This window comes from Flavobacterium luteum, from assembly GCF_008806775.1.
In the GTDB taxonomy this organism is placed as follows: domain Bacteria; phylum Bacteroidota; class Bacteroidia; order Flavobacteriales; family Flavobacteriaceae; genus Flavobacterium; species Flavobacterium luteum.
In genome coordinates, this window is record NZ_WAEM01000004.1 from 194,709 (window position 1) to 215,822 (window position 21,114).

A 21,114-nucleotide genomic window follows, 5' to 3' on the forward strand; every position below is an offset into this window, starting at 1 on the left:
ATTATATATTTAATTAAAAATTGTCTTACATTATAATTTTGACAGTTTTTTTAATTTTAAAGGTATGAAACTTAAAATCTAAAAAATTCATTTCTTTCTATTGCTTCTTTAAGTGGTTGTGAATCTTTTAGTAAAATTTTTCTAGAAAATCCATCTATATGATTTTTATGATGAATATCAGAGCCTACAAAATCAATCATTCCTTTTTGTAGTAATTTTTCAGAAATTTTTGCAGCTTCAATACCATAATATCCAATAGTTGACAATAAATTGAGTTGAAATAAACAACCAGAATGTTTCAGTTTTTGATATTCGTTTAAATTATGATAGAAAAAGCTGTAGCGCTCTGGGTGTGCTAAAACTGGCTTGTAACCAGCAACCTGTAAATCAAAAAGTATTTCATAAAGTTGTATAGGAGCATTTAAATATGATAATTCAACCAAAACATAATTATCTTTTAAAACTAATAAAGATTCATTTTGAAATAAAGAAGCAAAATTTGAATCTATTAAATATTCTGCGGAAGCCTTTAGTGGAATATTTTTCGCTTTAATTTCTAAATCTGAAATTGTAATGTTTAAATTATTCTCAATCCCTATTTTAGTATTATCCCAAACATTTTTCATAACGTGAGGTGTTGTTATGCACTGTTCAATACCTAATTTTTTCATCTCTGAAACTAAAAATAAAGTATCTTCAATAGTTTGAGCACCATCATCAATTCCTGGTAAAAGATGAGAATGAATATCAATATAATTATCAGGAATTAAATCTTTGAGTATAATCTTAGGTCTAAATAGTGTTAACATTTCCCAAAAATAATCAAAATTCAGCATTTATTTTACATTATGTTTAGATTTTTTAAAAATCAATATTTATAAAGTATAGATATTTATAATATTAAAAGTGTTAGTATTTAAGCTAAAATGTATTTTTATCAATAGCTTCAAATAACCTTTAAATTAGTACCTTTGAAGTAATAATAATTTACAATTTATTTAGTTTAAAGATATAATGTATCATTAATAAATTGTAATCTATATAATTAAAAATATATTTTTTAATATTTAACTATGAATCATAAACAAGATTCCGATGAGGAGTGGTTATTTGAAATAAAGCCTAAAAACAAATTTTTCGAACTTAATCTAAAAGAAGTTTGGCAATATAGAGATTTATTAACGCTTTTTGTCAAAAGAGATATAGTTACAGTATACAAACAGACTGTTTTAGGGCCGCTTTGGTATTTAATTCAGCCGTTATTAACCTCATTAATCTTTACGATTATTTTTAATAGTGTAGCGGGTATTAATACAGGATCTACACCGCCTTTTTTGTTTAATTTGGCTGGAATTACAATTTGGAATTACTTTACTTCTTGTTTAAATGATACTTCAGATACATTCAAAAAAAACGCTGCAATATTCGGAAAAGTTTACTTTCCTAGAGTAATTATGCCAATTTCAATTGTAATTTCTAATTTATTAAAATTTGGAATCCAATTTACTATTTTTATAGGTTTCTATATTTATTTCTATATAAAAGGAGCAGAAATTAGTTTAAATGAATATACTCTTCTATTTCCATTATTGATTATTATAATGGGTTTTTTAGGACTAGGATTAGGAATGATTATTTCCTCATTAGTCACTAAATATAGAGATTTTAGTTATTTAGTTAGTTTTGGAGTGCAATTATTGATGTACTTGTCTGCAGTAATGTACCCTATGGCATTAATTGTTGATAAAATCCCAAAGTATGCTTGGGTAGTTAGATACAATCCATTAGCATATGTTATAGAATCTACGCGTTTTATGCTGTTAAATGTTGGAGAAATAACACTATTGGGATTGCTATACACATCAGTAGTAACTGTAATAGTTTTTTTTGTTGGACTATTAGTTTTTAATAAAACGGAAAAGAGTTTTATTGATACCGTATAAAAGATTTCTATGAGTAAAAATATAATTTTAAAAGCCGAAAATATTTCTAAACAATACCGATTAGGACAAGTTGGTACAGGTACTATAAGTCATGATTTAAATCGATGGTGGCATCAAATTCGGGGCAAAGAGAATCCGTATTTAAAAATAGGTGATACGAATGATAGAAGTATAGTTGGAAGTAGTGATTATGTATGGGCTTTAAAAGATATTAATTTTGAAGTTGAAAGAGGAGAAGTTCTTGGAATTATTGGAAAAAATGGTGCTGGAAAATCAACGTTGTTAAAAATTTTATCTAGAGTTACTGCTCCAACAACTGGAGGTGTTAAAACTAAAGGTAGGATTGCTTCTTTGTTAGAGGTAGGAACTGGTTTCCATCCTGAATTGACGGGAAGAGAAAATATCTATTTGAACGGAGCAATTCTCGGTATGAGTAAAAATGAAATTACCCGAAAATTAGATGAAATTATTGATTTTTCAGGAGTAGAACGATATATAGATACTCCTGTTAAGCGATATTCTTCGGGAATGTATGTTCGTTTGGCTTTTGCTGTCGCAGCACATTTAGAAAGTGAAGTTCTAATTGTAGATGAGGTTTTATCGGTTGGTGACGCCGAGTTTCAAAAAAAATGTCTCAGTAAAATGGGAGATATTAGTAAAGGAGAAGGTAGAACTGTACTTTTTGTTAGTCATAATATGCCAAGCGTAAAAAGTTTATGCAACAAAGGAATTTTACTAGAGCATGGAAAAATAATCAAGGATGATAAAATAGATGAAGTCATTACAAAGTACATGACTAATGATGAAATTTCTTCCTTTGAATATGAAAATAATGAATGTGGATTGAAGAGTTTTGAAATTTTAAATTCTAAAGGCGTTCAAAGTATTAACATTTCAAATGGAGAAGATTTAACAATGATTTTGACATTAGAAATAAAAAAAGCAAATCCAGATTTTGGTTTTTGTATTGCTATATATAATGAATATGAGGAGTTAATAACTGCCATCAATTCCTATCATATTAATGAAAAAATTATAAATTTAAAAAGAGGACAATACAGTTTAAATGTTGTTGTGCCAAAATATGTTTTTAATACAGGTTTATATACTGTAAATTTCCACTTTAATAGTATTAGTGGTGTAATTTATAAAAAAATGGAAAGAATAACTGCTTTTAATATTTATGACGATGGATACAGAAGAGGTAATAAATATAGCGGATTATGGCCAGGAAAAGTGAGTATTATTCCAAATATTTATATTAATGAGACTGCGTAATACAAAAAAAGACACTAAACAAATTATTGCAAAATGTTTTGGAAATAGAATCTATTTCGGGCCGTTTTCAGGATTGAAAATTCCTGAAAAGCTATTAAATGTTCTGACATTAACCGAAATTATAGGATTTTATGAATCCTGTTTGCATTTTGTTTTTTCAGATTTATTGAACAGAAAAATAAAAAACATTATTATCATTGGTGGCAATAATGGTTATTATGCAGCTGGTTTGAGTAATTTATTTAATCCAGATAGTTTATTTATCTATGAAATGGTTCAAGACTTACATCCAAAAATAGCTTCATGGTTTGAAATTAATAATTTATCGGATTACAAAATTTTAGGTGAAGCTACTACAGAAGAGTTTAAAAAATTTGAAAAAAAAATAGATTTGTTATTTATGGATTGTGAAGGATTTGAAAAAACATTGCTTAATCCTAATGAGTTTAATTGGCAAAAAAATTCAGATATAATTGTAGAATTGCATCCATTTTATAAAGATAATTTGATAAGTGATTTTACAGATAAGTTTCAATCAACACATAGTATTCAAATTATTTATGATGATTTTGATGAAGATGATAAGGTAAATAAAATTTTGGATGGATTAAAATTAAATATCAATTATGCGCAACATCCAAGTCATAGATGGATTAATGAGAATGGGAACAAAGTATATACAAGTGGATTATTTCTTTATTTAAAGAGAAAATCAGTATGATACCAAAAACCATACATTATTGTTGGTTTGGAAATAAACCTAAACCTGAATTAATAAAACATTGTATCCAATCTTGGAATAGATACTTATCGGGTTATGAAATAATCGAATGGAATGAATCTAACTTTGACTTAGATATAAATTTATATGTTAAAGATGCCTATATAAATAAAAAATGGGCATTTGTTTCAGACTATGTTAGGGCTTATGTTTTATACCATCAAGGAGGGATTTATTTAGATACTGATGTTGAAGTAAAGCAGCGTTTAGACACCTTTTTAACTCATGGAGCTTTTTCTGGTTTTGAGAGAATAGGTTTTCCTTTTACTGCACTATGGGGTTCTGAAAAAGAACATATTTGGCCAAAAAAGGTTTTAGAGTATTATGACAAAAAACAAAATTTCGAACAGGTTACCAATACATTAATTGTTGCTCAAATATTAATTGAAGAATTTAAAGTTAATCCTAACAAGGATGAACTTCAAGAATTAGACTGTAATATTGCCATATATCCATCTACACATTTTTGTATTGACTTGTCTTCAAATTTTGCATCACATCATTTTTTAGGATCTTGGGATGATGACGAGACATCTTATAAAAGCAACATTCATAAAATTTATTATTTAAAAAAATATCTTAAAGAAATTGAAGGGCAAAAAGTGTTAGAGCAATTGTTTCAAAACGAAATTTTTTCAGCAAAAGAATTGTTTGAGTTTTCTTTAAAAATTTTTAAAAAAAGAATCAATCAAAAGTATAATCGATTGTTTAGAAAAAAAAGAGAATGCATTTAGTATCCATAATAATACCTTGTTATAATCATGCTAAGTTTCTCCCAGATGCTTTGCAATCGGTCATAGAACAGGATTGTGAAAATTGGGAATGCATTGTTGTAAACGACGGAAGTACAGACAATACAGAAGAAATTGCTTGTTTGTGGAGTAATAAAGATACGAGATTTAAATATTTTTATAAAGATAATGGAGGATTAAGCAGTGCAAGAAATTTCGGTATTGCAAAATCAAAATCCGAATACATTTTGACTTTGGATTCGGATGATAAATTCGATAAAACTTTTATTAGTAAAGCATTAAAAGTAATTAATGACGATCCAAAAATTGGAATAGTAAGTTGTTGGGGAAAACGATTTGTGGGTAATACTTATTATGACATTTTTAAACCTAATGGAAAAAATATAGAAGATTTTTTATTCCAAAATGCAGCTATAGGAAATTCAATGTTTAGAAAAAAATGTTGGATTGAAGCAGGTGGATATGACGAGAATATGAAGAAAGGGTATGAAGATTGGGAATTTTATTTGCGAATTAGTAAACTCGGTTGGAATACTGTAATTATTCAAGAGCCTTTATTTTTTTATCGTCAACATAAAACTTCTTTGAGAACGGAAGCCTTAAATAAATTTGACAAAGAAATTAGGTTATATATTTTTACCAAGCATAAAGATTTATATATAAAGTATTTTGATCAAACAGTTGAAAATTTATTAACTATTATAGATTTAAATAGAAGAAACGAACTCAAAAGAATCAATTCAATTGATTTTAAACTTGGAAATTTCATATTAAGACCTTTTCGATTTATAAAAAATAGTATTAAGTGAATCCAAAAGTTTCCATAATCATGGCAACCTACAATAGAGCTCATTTTATTGTAGAAACGCTATTATCTATTCAAAATCAAGTTTTCAAAGATTGGGAATGTATAATTATAGATGACGGAGGTACAGATAATACAACTGAAATTATTAAACCCTTTTTAAAGTCAGATGCAAGATTTAGATACTTTAACAGAGAAAGTACATATAAAAAAGGATTGCCTGGATGCCGAAATTATGGATTGGATTTGTCAAAAGGAGAATATGTTATTTTTTTTGATGACGATGATATTATTCATCCGCAAAATTTGAGTATAAGCTTTAGTAGTATTGAGTCAAGTAAAGCCGATTTTTGTCATTATGGTAAATCTCCATTTATAGATACCCATCCAGAATTAAATAATCAAGTTGTTTCCTTAAACAAACCAATAACAATAAATGATATTCAAGACATTGTAACACAAAAAATAGGATTTGCTTCCTGTACAATATTATGGAAAAAAAGTTGTTTCAGTGGCAATAAATTTAATGAAGAGTTACACTATGCTGAAGAATGGGAATGCTATATTAGATTAATAACGAATGGTTTTAGCGGGATAATGATTGATAATATTTTGTATTATAATAGAAAGCATCCTAACTCTAATACGGGAGAGTATTTTAATAACAATCCTTTAAGAAAAGAATCATATACAAAAGCAATTTTACTTGTAATTCAAAATTTAAAGCAAAGACAGTTACTTTCTTATTATTTAAAACGATATTTTATATCAAAATCAATAGGTTTTAAAGAATATAATTTATTTATGAAGATATTAAAAGTACTTGATTTACCTATTTATGAAAGATTACAATGGCAAGTATTCTCCAAAGTATTACCATACAGATTAATGATATATAGGAATAAAAGATTAATTGAAAAAAAAATATAATTCATGAAAATACTACTCTGTTTTGGTACTCGTCCTGAAGCAATAAAAATGGCTCCATTGTATCATGAACTGAAGAAAACTAATTTTCAAGTAAAAGTTTGCGTTACTGCTCAACATCGGGAAATGTTAGATCAGGTTTTGGGTTTTTTTGAAATTATTCCTGAATATGATTTAGATTTGATGCAACCCAATCAAACCTTAAACGGATTAAGTGCAACCATTTTATCTAAAATTGATTTCGTTTTAAATAAAGAGAAACCTAATTTAGTTATAGTTCATGGAGACACAACAACTTCTTCAATGGTAGCTTTAGCAGCTTTTCATCAAGGGATTAAAGTGGGACATGTAGAAGCTGGTTTAAGAACCTATAATAAAAAATCACCTTTTCCTGAAGAAATAAATAGACAATTAACCAGTCGATTAGCGGATATTCATTTTACACCAACATATCTAGCTACTCAAAACTTGTTAAACGAAGGGGTCTTACAAAAAAATATAATTGAAACAGGCAATACTGTAATAGATGCTTTGTTTTGGACACTCAGTAAGATTGAAATGCCGAATTATATAAATCCTGAAATTGAAAAGTTGACAAAAAGTATTCCGTTAAACAAAAAAATAATTTTAGTGACGGGACATCGTAGAGAAAATTTTGGACATGGATTTGAGAATTTATGCAAAGCACTTTTGAAAATTTCCGAAAGAGAAGATGTTACTATCGTATACCCAGTGCATCTTAACCCTAATGTAAAAGAAATAGTTTATAATCAATTATCAAAAAAAGAAAATATTCATCTTATTACACCAGTTTCATATCCAGCTTTTGTTTGGTTAATGAAACAATCTTATTTGATTGTAACAGACTCGGGAGGAATTCAGGAAGAAGCACCATCATTAGGAAAACCTATAATTGTAACAAGAACAGTTTCTGAAAGACCTGAGGGTGTAACTTCGGGGCATTCAATTTTAGTGGGAACAGATGAGAAAAAAATAATAGAGTCTATTGTTGCTATTTTAAATAAGGATCTGATTTATGAAAATAAAAATAATCCCTACGGTAATGGTGATGCTGCTCAACAGATTCTAAAATATTTATTAGATAACGACTAACATGAAAATACTGATTGTAGTAGATTCTATTAATGTTGAGGACAGTAGTGGCTCTAAAGCAAATGTAGCATTAATTAAAAATCTTGCTGATGCTGGATTTGAAGTTATAGTTTATCATTATACCTTAAAAAACATACAACTATCTGGGGTGTCCTGCTTTGCAATTCGCGAAATAAAGTTCAGTTATTTGTATTTTTTAAGTAGATTACAAAGGGTTATTTGGAGGAATTTCAATATTAATTTAGCACCCTTTTTACAAAAGATTTTTGGTTTTTCATTTACTTTTTTTAATGATACAAATAGTATAAATAAAGCATTAAAGGAAATTAATTTTGAATCTGATTTAGTAATAACATTAAGTAAAGGCGCAAGTTTTAGACCCCATTATGCAGTTTTAAAATTACCACAGTTTCATGACAGGTGGATGGCTTATGTTCATGACCCATTTCCATTTCATTGTTATCCAAGGCCATACGATTGGGTAGAATCAAGCTACAAACAAAAAGAGGAATTCTTTAAATTGGTTTCTGAAAAAGCCAAATATTCTGCATTTCCAAGTCAATTATTAAAAGAATGGATGGGGAGTTATTTTCCTGATTTTTCAAAAACAGGCATTATTATTCCGCATCAAAATGCAGATTATAAAATTAATGATGTAGTGCTTCCAGATTATTTTGACAACACTAAATTTAATTTATTGCATGCTGGAAATTTAATGCCTCAAAGACCTCCAAAAGGATTAATAGAAGGGTATGAATTATTTTTGAAAAACAATCCCGATGCAAAAGAATTTTCAAAATTAATATTGATAGGCCCAGCATCATCCCATACAGAAATGTTAGATGAGTATCAATTAAATAATCCGGAAATATATATTTACAATGGCACTATACCATTTGATTTAGTGTATAAACTTCAAAAAAATGTTACAGTTAATATTATACTAGAATCAAAATCGGAAATTAGCCCTTTTCTTCCTGGTAAGTTCCCCCATTGTGTCGAAGCGAATAAGCCAATAATTTCTTTAGCACCATATTATAGTGAAGTAAAAAGACTTTTAGGCGAAAAATATCCGTATTGGTCTGAAGTTGATGATAGTGCCAAAATTGCAACTATAATAGAAAATCTTTATCAACTTTGGAAAGTAAATCCTGTCGATTTAGTTTTAGACAGACAAGATTTATTAAAATACCTTTCTGCTGATTATTTAAAAGGTATAATTGATGATCTATAAAAATTGAATATGATACATTTTTCAATTTTAATTTCTACAAAAAATCGATATAACGATTTATTTCTTACACTTCAAAATACAAGACACTTATTTAGTGAAAAAGTTAAGTGTGTAGTATTTGATGATGGATCAACCGATGGAACTTTTGAAAAAGTAACCGCTCATTTTCCAGAGGTTGAAATCAAACGAAATGACACTTCAAAAGGCTATATCTATTGTAGAAACAAAATGCTTAATGAAACTACTTCTGATTTTGCTATTTCATTAGATGATGATGCTCATTTTTTGACTAAAAATCCTTTAGACAAAATTCTTAATTATTTTAATGAGAATCCAAATTGTGGTTTATTAGCATTAAGAATTTTTTGGGGTTTAGAGGAGCCAAAAAACCAACTTTCTAATGAAATCCCGAGTAGGGTTCAATCCTATGTAGGTTGCGGGCATGTATGGAGAATCGCTGGATGGAGAACGATTCCTAATTATCCGGAATGGTTTCAGTTTTATGGCGAAGAAAACTTTGCTTCTTTACAATTATTCAAAAAAAACTGGGAAGTTCATTATTTACCAGAAATTTTAGTACATCATAGAGTAGATTTAAAATCTAGAACAAAAAACAACAACGAATTTAGTTTTCGATACAGACGTTCAATTTGCTCAGGATGGTTTTTAATATTATTGTTTTATCCATCTGTAAAAATCCCAAGAATAATTACATATTCACTTTATATACAAATCAAAACTAAAGTTTTCAAAGGAAATTTTAAAGTAATAATTCCTTTGTTATTAGCTATTATTGATGTGTTTTATAAAATCCCTAATTTAATAAAAAATAAAGCTACTCTAACCAAAAAAGAATATCAAAATTATTTAGAATTAAAAGAAACAAAAATATTCTGGAAACCAGAAAAATAGTTATTTTTACTTCCATATCAATAGTTTTTTCATGAATAACAAGCCTTATCTTATAGCCGAAATTGCTCAAGCTCATGACGGAAGTTTAGGAATTTTACATTCATACATTGATGCTGTATCAAAAACAGGAGTGCAAGCTATTAAGTTTCAGATGCATATAGCTGAAGCTGAAAGCAGTATTCATGAACCTTTTCGTGTCCAATTTTCCTACGAAGATAAAACTAGGTTCGACTATTGGAAAAGAATGGAGTTTACTTTAAAGCAGTGGAAGGAAATAAAAAAGCATTGCGATGAAGTTGGTTTGGATTTTATTTGTTCGCCATTTAGTAATCTAGCTGTTGATTGGCTAGAAGAAATTGGAATTTCTATCTATAAAATAGGTTCTGGAGAAGTAAATAATTTTCTGTTACTAGAAAAAATTGCCAAAACTGGTAAACCAATTATCATTTCATCAGGAATGAGTAGTTTTGAAGAGTTAGATAAAACAGTTGATTTTTTTAAAAATAAAAAAGTAAATTTCTCTATCTTACAATGTACAACAGCTTATCCTACACAATCAGAGCAATATGGCTTTAATGTTATTCAAGAATTAAAAGAAAGATATAAAGTTCCCGTTGGTTTTTCGGATCATTCTGCTAAACTAGCTACAGGAATTGCAGCAGTTGCACTCGGAGCTGAGATTTTAGAGTTTCATGTCGTTTTTAATAGAGACATGTTCGGTCCAGACGCTATTGCTTCCTTAACTGTAGAAGAAACAAAACAATTGGTTGAGGCAGTAAATACCATTTATACGGCTAAAAATCATCCTATTGATAAAAATAATAATGAAAATTTTAAAGATTTGAAATTGATATTCGAAAAATCATTAGCTGTAAATAAGGATTTGCCAAACGGACATATAATAACTTTTGATGATTTAGAAAGTAAGAAACCAAAAGGATTTGGTATATCGGCTGAAAATTTTATTGAAGTAATTGGTAAAAAATTGAAGTATAAAAAATTGAAATGGGATTTTTTGAATGAAGAAGATATAGAATGAGTAGCAAAAGAAAAATAGCAGTTGTTATTACAGCAAGACCATCTTACAGCAGAGTTAAAACCGTTTTAACAGCAATTAAGGAGCATCCTGAATTGGAACTTCAATTGATAGTTGCGGCTTCTGCTTTACTTGATCGATACGGAAGTGCCGTAAATTATATAGAAAAAGATGGTTTTGAAATTGCCGCCAAAGTGTTTAATGTTTTAGAGGGAGAAAACTTAACTGCAGCCGCTAAAACTACTGGAATCGGAATTTTAGAATTATCGACGGTTTTCGACAACTTAAAACCAGACATTGTAGTAACTGTTGCCGATAGATTTGAAACTATGGCTACAGCAATTGCAGCTTCTTATATGAATATTCCACTCGCGCACATACAAGGTGGAGAAGTGACTGGAAATATTGACGAGAAAGTAAGGCATGCTATAACAAAATTGTCAGATTATCACTTTGTTTCTTCAGAAAACGCAAAAAATAGAGTGATACAATTGGGTGAAAACCCTGAAATGGTTTTCAATACAGGTTGTCCTTCAATAGATATAGCAAAACAAGTTTCAAAAAATGATAGATTAACCTTTAATCCTTATGAGAAATATGGTGGAGTAGGTTCAAAACCAAATCTAGATAATGGTTATATTGTTGTAATGCAACATCCCGTAACTAATGAATACCAAAATTCTAGAAAACATATTGAAGCTACTTTAAGGGCGATTCAAAAAATTAACATGCCAACGCTTTGGTTTTGGCCAAATGTTGATGCTGGTGCTGACGGTACTTCAACTGGAATACGATCTTATAGAGAAAAGTATGCACTAGAAAATGTTCATTTTTTTAAAAATATGGAAGGAGATGATTTCTTAAATCTTCTAAATTGTTCCATTTGTTTAATAGGAAATTCTAGTGTTGGTATCCGCGAATGTTCCTATTTAGGTGTTCCAGCAATTAATATCGGAACCAGACAAAATAGGCGAGATAGAGGTCAAAATAGCAGTGATGTTTCCTATAATGAAGATGAAATTACTAATGCGGTTAAAAATATTTTAGTTAAAACCGAACGCCCAAAATCTGAAGTTTATGGTGGAGGAAATGCAGGAAAAAAAATCGCAGAATTACTACAAAGTTTGCCGTTACAATTTCATAAAACAATAACGTATTAACTATATGATAACTGAAAATAAAGATATTCGTTCTACAAATAGTTATGCAGATATTGTAGATTGCATTCAGTCTCAAATTTATGGAAAGACTCCTGAAAATGTTGTGAAACTTTTTAATCAACTTCCAAAAGATAAGTTCCATGATTATTTTAGAGTTCTATCAGTACCTTTTTTATTTCATAAAACAGAAAGTATTTTTAAATCTAATGATAAACCAAAGTCTTTATTTATTGAAGTCTTGAACGAATTATTAAATTCAACTGAAAATTTAGTTAAAAATAAAGATATCCATATTTTGCTCAATAACTCTTTTGAATTTTCTAAAGTTGAAGATTTTCAAGATGAAGTGAAAACTCATACAGGTCAGCATTATGGGAATTTGTTTAAAGAATTTGATCATAAAAGCTATTTTAAAGAAGCAAAAAATCTTTTAGAAACTCGATTAAATCGAAATGGAATTGAAATTCTTGATAAAGAAAAATTAATAGTACTTGATCAAGGCTGTGGAGGCGGGAGATATACATCAGCTTGGAGACTATTAGGAATTCAAAAAGCAATTGGTGTTGATTTTTCAGACATAGGATTGCAAGATGCTACCACAAGAGCCCAATTAGCAGGTATTGAAAATATAGATTTTATAAAAGCATCCGTATTAGATATGCCATTTGAAGAGGAATCATTTGATATTGTATATAGTAATGGTGTTCTTCATCATACCGAAGATTGGAGAAAAGGTATAGCTGAACAATTAAGAGTAATGAAAACAGGGGGATTGGGTTGGCAATATTTAATTGAAAATCCAGGAGGAATATTTTGGGATAGTATAGAGATTTTAAGAGCATTAATGAAAGATGTAAATAAAAAATTTGCTCAAGATGTTTTACGTTCGTTAGGTATTCCTATGAACAGAGTTTTTTATATGCTTGACCATGTTATGGTTCCAATTAATACTCGATTAACTTCTGAAGAAATAATAGTAGAGTTAGAAAAGAATGGTGCTTGCAACATAAAAAGATTGACAAGAGGTGCTGATTTCGATAGAGTAGAAGCAATTTATAATCAAATTCCGTATGCTAAAGAAAAATTTGGAGTTGGGGAAAATCGCTTTATATTTAATAAAAAATGAGAATTTTAGGATTAATACCTGCTCGAGGTGGATCTAAAGGTGTTCCTAAAAAGAATATTAAACTTTTAGGAAAAAAACCGTTGATAGAATATACTATTAATGATACCAAGAATTCAAAATTACTTACTGAAATAGTCGTTTCTACAGATGATGCCGAAATTGCCATTGAAGCCGAAATAGCGGGTTGCAAACCTCCATTTATTCGTCCAGCTGATTTAGCTCAAGATACATCATCTTCTCTTGAAGTAGTACAACATGCGCTTGCATTTTATGAAAAACAAAATATCTTTTTTGATGCAGTATGTCTATTACAACCTACAAATCCGTTTAGAGCTATTGGTTTCATTGATAAGGCTATCGAAAAGTTTATTAATTCTAAAGCAGATAGCCTAGTAAGTGTTTTACCTGTTCCTCATGAGTACAACCCGCATTGGACATTTGAAGAAGAAAACGGTTTGTTAAAAATTGCTACTGGTGAAGAACAAATTATTACAAGAAGGCAAGAATTACCAAATGCTTTTCATCGTGATGGATGTATATATATAACAAAAGCTGACGTAATTAAAAACGGAAGTTTATACGGAAAATCTATTGCATACATCGAGAGCGACCCAGAATTGTATGTAAATATTGATACAATGCAAGACTGGAAAAAGGCTGAACAAATACTTAATAAAATCAATTTATAAAATGTGCGGAATAGCTGGAATTATTGGTCAAAAAGCCAATAAAGAGAATATTTTGCAAGTATTAGAAACCCAAAAACACCGTGGTCCAGATTTTATGGATTATTATTGTGATGATAATAAAGCTGTTGTGGGTCATAATAGATTAAGTATTATTGATTTGTCTAGTAATGCAAACCAACCATTTATAAGCGAATGTAAAAATTATGTATTGGTTTTTAATGGAGAAATCTACAATTACCTTGAACTCAAGAATGAATTACAATTTAAATATACTTTCAAAACACAATCAGATACAGAAGTTTTATTAAATAGTTATATAGAATGGGGTGAAGCTTGTTTGAATAAATGCAATGGCATGTTCTCTTTTTCCATTTGGAATAAAAAAAATAATACTCTTTTTGCAGCCAGAGATCGATTTGGAGTGAAACCATTTTATTTTTTTTTTGACAATCAAAATTTTATTTTTGCTTCCGAAATTAATACTCTTTTTGCGGCAGGTGTTCCAAAAATCACTAACGATAAAGTTTGGTTAAATTATTTTTCAGAAGGAAGCTATGGTTCACCTGAAGAAACGTTTTGGAAAAACATCCATCAATTATCAGGAGGACATTTTTTAACATTAAAGAACAATTCTTTGGAAATAAAAAAATGGTATTTTTTTGAAGAAAGAATTCATAAATTACAAAATCATTTTGAATCAAACGAAGAAGAGTATATTACAAATTTACTTCTAAAAACAGTAAATTTAAGATTTAGAGCTGATGTGCCTATTGGTTTTAATTTGAGTGGAGGTTTAGATTCTAGTCTCCTTTTAGCATTAATTGATCAACAGGATATTGATAAATCATCACTAGAAGCCTTTACTTTTATTACAAATGATGGTAGATATGATGAGCTTTTTTGGGTAAAATCGATGCTTGAAAACAGACCTTACAAGTTAAACATTTGTGCTTTAAATCCTCAAGAAGTTCCAGATTTGGCATTGAAAATCGCAAAAAATCAATCAGAACCCTATGGCGGAATTCCAACGATTGCCTATGCTAAGATTTTTCAAGCCGCAAGTCAAAAAGGTGTAAAAGTTTTGCTTGATGGTCAAGGCTCTGATGAAGCTTGGGCAGGTTATGATTATTATACAAATAATTCGCAAAATATTATTCAAGGAGTAACATCGTCCCCTTTTAGAACTAATGTATTAGATATTGAATTTTATAAAAAATATACTAAAACTATTTATGAAAAGCCTTTCAAAGATGATTTGTTAAACCTTCAATATAGGGATTTGTTTCAAACTAAAATCCCAAGAGCTTTAAGGTTTAATGATAGAATTTCAATGCTTCACGGAACGGAATTAAGAGAGCCATTTTTAGATTATGAATTAGTAGAATATGTTTTTAGTAGGCCTGAAAGTTTTAAGATTAAGGAAGGTGTTCAGAAATGGATGTTGCGAAAAATAGCTAATAAATTTTTAAAAAAAGATATCATTTTAGCACCTAAACGTCCTTTGCAAACACCGCAAAGAGAATGGTTATCTCATGATTTAAAAGATTGGGTAACTGACGAAATCGAAATACTGAAAAACAATAATTGGTTTAATAAAAAGGAACTTCAAACAGAGTTAGATTTGTTTTTTAAAGGAAATAATCAAAGTAGTTTTCATATTTGGCAATGGATAAATGCCTCACAATTGCTTAAATAAAAAAATTGAATGCAAAAAATATTTCATTTATATCGTATAGATTCTTCAAGTAGATTGATAATTCTTAGATACTTATTTAAGAGGGTGTTTCAACTTGAAACTACTTTAAAAGAGCGAATATTAAATGATTATTATTTTCATCTCATTAGTTTTGATGGGTTTTTAAAAGAAGAAACAGATTATTATTTTAATTCTTATTATCCAAAATGGGAATCAATAATCAGAACAAGGAAAAGGCCTTCAAGCGATTTAGAGGTTTTTACACAAATCTTTAATTTTTTAGAGTATAAACCTGTAGTAGAAACTTTTAAAACTAATTTTCCTTATAAAAAAGAACTGAAAATTATTGATGCAGGCAGTAATATTGGGTTAACAACGCTTTATTTTTCTCGTTTTTTTGATGATGCCACATTTATTTGTATAGAACCGAATGATTCTAATTTTGAAATTTTGAGTTTTAATTTAGAAGCCAATTCGATTCAAAATGTGCAAAAAATAAAAGGTGGAATTTGGAGTAAAAATTCAAATTTAAAACTCATTAGTGATTTTAGAGATAAAAGCGATTGGTGTTTTCGAGTTGAAGAAACTCATGAGAAAACAGGTTTAGAAGCTTTTTCAATTTCTTATTTAATAAAAAAATTTAATTGGGATACCATCGATATTTTAAAAATTGATATTGAAGGTTCTGAAAAAGAGATTTTTACGAATCCTAATTCTGATATCTCATTTTTAGCTATTACTAAATGTATTGCCATAGAAATTCATGATGAGTTTAACTGTCGAGAGGCTATTTATGATGTTTTGAAGCTATTTAATTTTACATTTTTTAATTCTGGTGATTTGACCATTGGGGTGAATCAAAACTTAAATAAATAAAGTATTGAATGATTTAGTCAAGTTTTTAATATGACAAGAATATGAATGAAATTAAGAAACGATATGATTTTATAGATTTGCTTAAGGCAATAGCTATTTTTTTTGTAGTGATGTTTCATTTTAATTATTTGCAGATAGATTTTCTTATTGGGAATGACAATATTTCTTACATTAATTATTTTATCAAATCTATTTTGTGTACCTGTGTACCACTTTTCTTCTTTGTTAATGGAGCTTTGCTTTTAAATAAGTCCTCTTTAGATTTAAAAAATCATATATTTAAAATGGGTAACATCATAATCTTGACAGTTGTTTGGGGAATAATTACGTTACTTGCACTCTCTATAATTCGCAACGAAAAATTGTCATTTTTAGAAGTAATAAAAGGAGTTTATTATTTAAAGGATGGTTGGATTAATCATATATGGTTCCTTGAAGCTTTAATTTGTATTTATATTTTTTTTCCACTTATTTTTCATGTTTTTAAAAATAATGTAAATAGTTTTTATTTTTTCTTTGCTTGTGTTATGCTATTAACTTTTGGAAATTCATTTATATCAAATTGTGCTACAGTTATAAGTTTCCTCTCTCAAAAAATGTTGGATAGTCAATTAACTCAAAATCATTTTAAGGAATTTAATCCATTTAGAGGAATGCATGGTTATTCTATAGGATATTTTCTTTTAGGCGGGCTACTATTTTATCACAAAGACTTTATTAATAGAAAAAAATACCGACTAATTGCAATTATTACCATACCACTTTCAATGCTTTTATTGTTTCTATATGGCGTAATTGTATCCAAAAAACAAAATCAAATTTGGAATATTGTATGGTATGGTTATGATACTATTTTTGCATTGATTTTGGTTGCCGCTATTTTTGTTTTATCTTTAAAATATCAGCATAAAGGGATTTTTGGGAAAGGAATACATTTGATTGGGGAGAATTCACTAGGAATCTATTTTCTTCATATCATTATTGGAGATTTTCTAAAGCCTTTTTATTCAGAAATTGAATTTAATCAGACAATTGTAGTAAATATTATCTTTGCATCAATTATTTTACTGAGTTCATTATTTATAGTATTACTTTTTAAAAAGATACCAATTGTAAAACATTTATTTATAATTAATTAAATTTTCTGAGTCTGACTTAGTTGTAATTTGTCTTTTTTGTTCTTAAATAAAGATAGATATTTGAAGAATTTTAAAAATTATGCTAACAGTTAGTAACTATCATTACATTCGAGAAGATTTTTCAGCACCATATCCAAGTATATTTGGAGTAACACCTACTGAATTTGAAAACCAACTTTGTGAGTTGGCTAAAATAGGAGAATTTATAAATCAATCTCGTTTGATAAATGATATTGATGCTATACTTAGTTCTAGTATAAATTACATTTTAATTACTTTTGACGATGGTTTAAAAGAACAATATGTTTTAGGAAAGCCAATCTTAGATAAATTGAAAATACAAGCTGTTTATTTTATTAACTCAATTAATTATATTGAAAAAGTAGTTTCTCAAGTTCATAAAATTCATTTATTGCGTTTACAAATTCCAACGTTAATGTTATTAAAAATGATAGAGAATTTGTCTAGTGAGAATAGTTTTGATTTATCTCAAGAGGATTTAAAAAACGCAAAACTTTTCTACAGATATGATGATTTTGATAGTGCTTGCCTTAAATATTTATTAAATTTTAAGTTTACTAAGGATCAAACTACCAAAATCATCGATGTCATATTTGATGATTATTATAATAGATCTACTGTTGTTAATGATTTGTATATGACGAATGCACAGTTAGTAGAGTTGTCAAGTTTGAATATGTTGGGAAGTCACACTCATAGTCATTTTTCTTTGGGACTATTAAAATCTTCTGAAATAAGAAAGGAGTTGGAAACCACCAAAAATTTTATTGATTCTTTTGGACATAAAAACTTAATAACAGTAAGTTATCCATATGGAAATAATGATTCCTGTAAATCACCTGTGCCTGATATTGCTTTAGAAGTTGGTCATAAAATTGGATTTACATTTGAACGTGGAGTCAATCATTTTGGAGAAAATCATTTACTTTTGAAACGGTATGATTGTAATGATTTAATTGGAGGTAAAAATTATCAAGAAAAGTTATTATGGAAATAAAAATAGGTCAAATAGCTATCGAAATTAAAAAATTTGATAAAGAAAGGGTTCAATTATTTGCAGAATTAACTGGTGATTATAATCCTATTCATTTTGATGAAGTCTTTGCCGAAAAGACAATTTTTAAGAAACCAATAGTACATGGGCCATTAGTTTTAACACTTATTACGACACTATTTGCGAAAGAATTACCTGGGCCGGGAAGTGTATATTTAAGTCATGATATAAAATTTATTAGTCCAGTTTATTATGATGATGTCATAACGGCAATTTTAGAAGTAACTGATATATCATCAAATGGACATGTTTTTATTAACACAATTTGTAAAAATCAAAATGGAGAAATAGTAATTGAAGGCAATGCTCGGCTTAAAATAATGATATGAAATTTAGAGAAGCTACTATTGAAGATTGGGACAATTTAGAGATTTTTTATAAAAGAATTTATAGAGATAATCACCCACTTCAAAAAAAGGAATTTTGGGAATGGCAATATGGCAATGAAAAATATGGCCGTGCTTTTATTTGTTTGGATAGCAACGATAAAATTATTGGTCATGTTGGCGCCAATTTTGGTGGCGGAATTGCTTGGATGATCAACGGCTATTTAGATGAAAAATATAGAGGAAATGGAGTTATGTCCAATTTATATAGTCTTGCTAGAGAATATTATCCACTTGCTGCAACTGCAGCAAATAATTTAGGTTTAGGTATGTATAAAAGTATGAGATGGTACCGTTATTACAACTTAGTGAGGTATGTAAAAATTAATCCTTTGATTAAAGAAATTACTCTTAGAAATGTTTGTAAAAGTGTTAACGTATCTGTCGATCATTTAGTTATAAAAGACATTCATTATTTTCGGCAACCCTCTATAAAAGGATTGCAATTATCAGATGGGTCAAGAATTGTTAGTCAAGAGAATGTTGGGGGTTTACGAGTTGTTGATTTTAAAAATATTTCATTTTTAGAAGAACAAGCATGGAAATTAGGCTATCTTTGGGTTGATTACATTACATCTTGGAATGATTTATTAACTAAAGAAATAGAAAAAAGAGGTTGGGTTTTAGATCATAAAAGCAGTGTTCCTTGGCGTTTAAATCCTATTATTGATGGCTATTTTTGTGATATTACATTTCTTTCAGAAAAACCATTAGATAATAACCTTATTGTACATCGATCATACTCTGATCATGGAAGGATTGGTAGTTTATAAAAAAAATAATGACTAAAAAAAAAATATTTATACTGCTTCCAGACGGACTTGGTTTAAGAAATTTTGGTTATTCCGATTTTTATCAAAATTCTTTAACTGAAAATAATGAAATTATTTTTTGGAATATAACTTCATTTCCACTTGCAGAAATGGGTTACAAAGAATTGAAAATCGAAAATTCTAAAATTCATCCATTAACAGATATTTATAAAAATGCAAAAGTTCAAGTTGTACTTAATCTGAATATAAAAAAATCTAATGATAAAGTTTATAACGAATATAGATTCCCTTTTTCTTATAAAAACTATAAAAATTTAATAAAAAACATTTTGATTCAATTGCTGACTCTAACACATTCGTCAGAAAAAGGATTGTTCAGAATCAGAAAAAAAATTATTGAGAATGAAACAAAAACATTGTATTATTCGCAATGTTTAGAAACTCTCCAAATAGAAAAACCTTCCATTGTTTTTTGTACGAATCAAAGACATATTACTACAGTTGCACCACTTTTAGCTGCGAAAGCACTAGATATTCCAACGGCTTCTTTAATTTTTTCCTGGGATAATTTACCAAAAGCAACTATGGTTGTAGAGACCGATTATTATTTTGTTTGGAGTAATTTTATGAAAGAAGAACTGCTTTTTTACTATCCATATATTAAGCCAGTACAAATAGTAGTAACGGGAAGTCCGCAATTTGAACTACACTTTGATTCTGATAAATTATTGTCTAGAAATACTTTTTTCCAAAGGTATGGCTTGGATTTTAATAAAAAATATATTTGTTACTCTGGAGATGATTTTACGTCAAGTCCTGACGACGAAAAGTATTTAGAAGATTTAGCAATAGCTGTAGAAAAATTGAACCAGAAAAACTATAATATTGGTATCATTTTCAGACGATGTCCTGTTGATTTTTCAAGTCGTTACGATGCTGTGCTAGAAAAATATTCAGATTGTATTACTATTGTTAATCCACTATGGAAACCATTAACGTCGATTTGGAATGCTGTTTTACCTACAAAAGACGACGACACTTTATTAAGCAGTATTGCCGAGCATTCGGAAATGGTTGTAAATTTAGGCTCATCAACTGTTTTTGATTTTGTTGCACATAAAAAACCTTGTGGTTATTTTAATTATAATCAACATTTTCAATTAAATCCAAAATGGGATATTTTCAAATGCTATCAATTTGTTCACTTTAGATCTATGCCAACTAAGGATTCTGTTTTTTGGATTAATAATCCAGAAGAAATTGCAGAAACTATTGAAAAAATGTTAAGTGATGATTCTGAAAAAGTAATTAAGAATGCACAATTATGGTTTGAAAAAATCAATCAACATCCGCCAGAATTAGCCTCTGAACGCATTTGGGATGCTATTGCAAAAATAATTGACAAAGATTAAT

21 protein-coding genes are annotated in these 21,114 nt (G+C 28.6%); 20 read left to right on the forward strand and 1 reads right to left on the reverse strand.

Features of this window, described 5'->3' with window-relative positions:
* Positions 1-71: 71 nt before the first annotated feature.
* Entirely contained in the window at positions 72-809 is a 738-nt protein-coding gene (locus tag F6464_RS10020; RefSeq protein WP_151107694.1) for a tyrosine-protein phosphatase, read from the reverse strand.
* A 264-nt stretch (positions 810-1,073) separates the two neighbouring features.
* Here F6464_RS10020 and F6464_RS10025 point away from each other — a divergent pair, with 264 nt between their 5' ends.
* The 20 genes from F6464_RS10025 to F6464_RS10120 all read left to right on the forward strand — a co-directional run bounded on the left by F6464_RS10025 (position 1,074) and on the right by F6464_RS10120 (position 21,113).
* A complete protein-coding gene (locus F6464_RS10025; RefSeq protein WP_151107669.1) occupies positions 1,074-1,943 on the forward strand; it encodes an ABC transporter permease in 870 nt (289 codons plus the stop codon).
* Between the two features lie 9 nt (positions 1,944-1,952).
* Positions 1,953-3,221: an ABC transporter ATP-binding protein gene (locus F6464_RS10030; protein WP_151107670.1), complete on the forward strand. Its 1,269-nt coding sequence runs from the start codon at positions 1,953-1,955 to the stop codon at positions 3,219-3,221.
* Positions 3,208-3,942, forward strand: coding sequence for an FkbM family methyltransferase (locus tag F6464_RS10035; protein ID WP_151107671.1), 735 nt, complete (start codon positions 3,208-3,210; stop codon positions 3,940-3,942). The genes F6464_RS10030 and F6464_RS10035 overlap by 14 nt, the downstream gene beginning before the upstream one ends.
* Positions 3,939-4,736: a glycosyltransferase family 32 protein gene (locus F6464_RS10040; RefSeq protein WP_151107672.1), complete on the forward strand. Its 798-nt coding sequence runs from the start codon at positions 3,939-3,941 to the stop codon at positions 4,734-4,736. Before F6464_RS10035 ends, F6464_RS10040 begins: the two co-directional genes overlap by 4 nt.
* Positions 4,727-5,563, forward strand: a complete 837-nt coding sequence (locus tag F6464_RS10045; RefSeq protein WP_151107673.1) for a glycosyltransferase family 2 protein — start codon at positions 4,727-4,729, stop codon at positions 5,561-5,563. Before F6464_RS10040 ends, F6464_RS10045 begins: the two co-directional genes overlap by 10 nt.
* Complete coding sequence (locus F6464_RS10050; RefSeq protein ID WP_225318062.1) at positions 5,560-6,489, forward strand: glycosyltransferase family 2 protein; 930 nt, start codon at positions 5,560-5,562, stop codon at positions 6,487-6,489. Before F6464_RS10045 ends, F6464_RS10050 begins: the two co-directional genes overlap by 4 nt.
* 3 nt (positions 6,490-6,492) lie before the next feature.
* Positions 6,493-7,599, forward strand: coding sequence for a non-hydrolyzing UDP-N-acetylglucosamine 2-epimerase (gene wecB, locus F6464_RS10055; protein WP_151107674.1), 1,107 nt, complete (start codon positions 6,493-6,495; stop codon positions 7,597-7,599).
* Position 7,600: 1 nt separating this feature from the next.
* The gene (locus F6464_RS10060; protein ID WP_225318063.1) at positions 7,601-8,833 is read left to right on the forward strand and encodes a glycosyltransferase family protein; all 1,233 of its coding nucleotides are present in this window, start codon (positions 7,601-7,603) and stop codon (positions 8,831-8,833) included.
* Between the two features lie 9 nt (positions 8,834-8,842).
* Positions 8,843-9,745 carry a glycosyltransferase family 2 protein gene (locus tag F6464_RS10065; protein WP_151107676.1) on the forward strand — a complete coding sequence of 301 codons (903 nt, stop codon included), beginning with the start codon at positions 8,843-8,845 and terminating at the stop codon, positions 9,743-9,745.
* 31 nt (positions 9,746-9,776) lie between these two features.
* Complete coding sequence (locus F6464_RS10070) at positions 9,777-10,784, forward strand: N-acetylneuraminate synthase family protein (RefSeq protein WP_151107677.1); 1,008 nt, start codon at positions 9,777-9,779, stop codon at positions 10,782-10,784.
* Positions 10,781-11,941: a UDP-N-acetylglucosamine 2-epimerase gene (gene neuC / locus F6464_RS10075; RefSeq protein ID WP_151107678.1), complete on the forward strand. Its 1,161-nt coding sequence runs from the start codon at positions 10,781-10,783 to the stop codon at positions 11,939-11,941. Before F6464_RS10070 ends, neuC begins: the two co-directional genes overlap by 4 nt.
* Positions 11,942-11,945: 4 nt before the next feature.
* Positions 11,946-13,067, forward strand: a complete 1,122-nt coding sequence (locus tag F6464_RS10080; protein ID WP_151107679.1) for a class I SAM-dependent methyltransferase — start codon at positions 11,946-11,948, stop codon at positions 13,065-13,067.
* Positions 13,064-13,756 (forward strand): acylneuraminate cytidylyltransferase family protein, encoded by a 693-nt coding sequence (locus tag F6464_RS10085; protein WP_151107680.1) that lies wholly within the window; start codon positions 13,064-13,066, stop codon positions 13,754-13,756. The genes F6464_RS10080 and F6464_RS10085 overlap by 4 nt, the downstream gene beginning before the upstream one ends.
* Before the next feature lies 1 nt (position 13,757).
* Entirely contained in the window at positions 13,758-15,452 is a 1,695-nt protein-coding gene (asnB, locus tag F6464_RS10090) for an asparagine synthase (glutamine-hydrolyzing) (RefSeq protein ID WP_151107681.1), read from the forward strand.
* Between the two features lie 9 nt (positions 15,453-15,461).
* Positions 15,462-16,328 (forward strand): FkbM family methyltransferase, encoded by an 867-nt coding sequence (locus F6464_RS10095; protein ID WP_151107682.1) that lies wholly within the window; start codon positions 15,462-15,464, stop codon positions 16,326-16,328.
* Positions 16,329-16,369: 41 nt separating this feature from the next.
* Complete coding sequence (locus tag F6464_RS10100; RefSeq protein ID WP_151107683.1) at positions 16,370-17,467, forward strand: acyltransferase; 1,098 nt, start codon at positions 16,370-16,372, stop codon at positions 17,465-17,467.
* Positions 17,468-17,546: 79 nt separating this feature from the next.
* Complete coding sequence (locus F6464_RS10105; protein WP_151107684.1) at positions 17,547-18,485, forward strand: polysaccharide deacetylase family protein; 939 nt, start codon at positions 17,547-17,549, stop codon at positions 18,483-18,485.
* Positions 18,476-18,871, forward strand: coding sequence for a MaoC family dehydratase (locus F6464_RS10110; RefSeq protein ID WP_151107685.1), 396 nt, complete (start codon positions 18,476-18,478; stop codon positions 18,869-18,871). The genes F6464_RS10105 and F6464_RS10110 overlap by 10 nt, the downstream gene beginning before the upstream one ends.
* Entirely contained in the window at positions 18,868-19,701 is an 834-nt protein-coding gene (locus tag F6464_RS10115; protein ID WP_151107686.1) for a GNAT family N-acetyltransferase, read from the forward strand. The genes F6464_RS10110 and F6464_RS10115 overlap by 4 nt, the downstream gene beginning before the upstream one ends.
* An 8-nt stretch (positions 19,702-19,709) precedes the next feature.
* Complete coding sequence (locus tag F6464_RS10120; RefSeq protein WP_151107687.1) at positions 19,710-21,113, forward strand: glycosyltransferase family protein; 1,404 nt, start codon at positions 19,710-19,712, stop codon at positions 21,111-21,113.
* Position 21,114 lies beyond the last annotated feature (1 nt).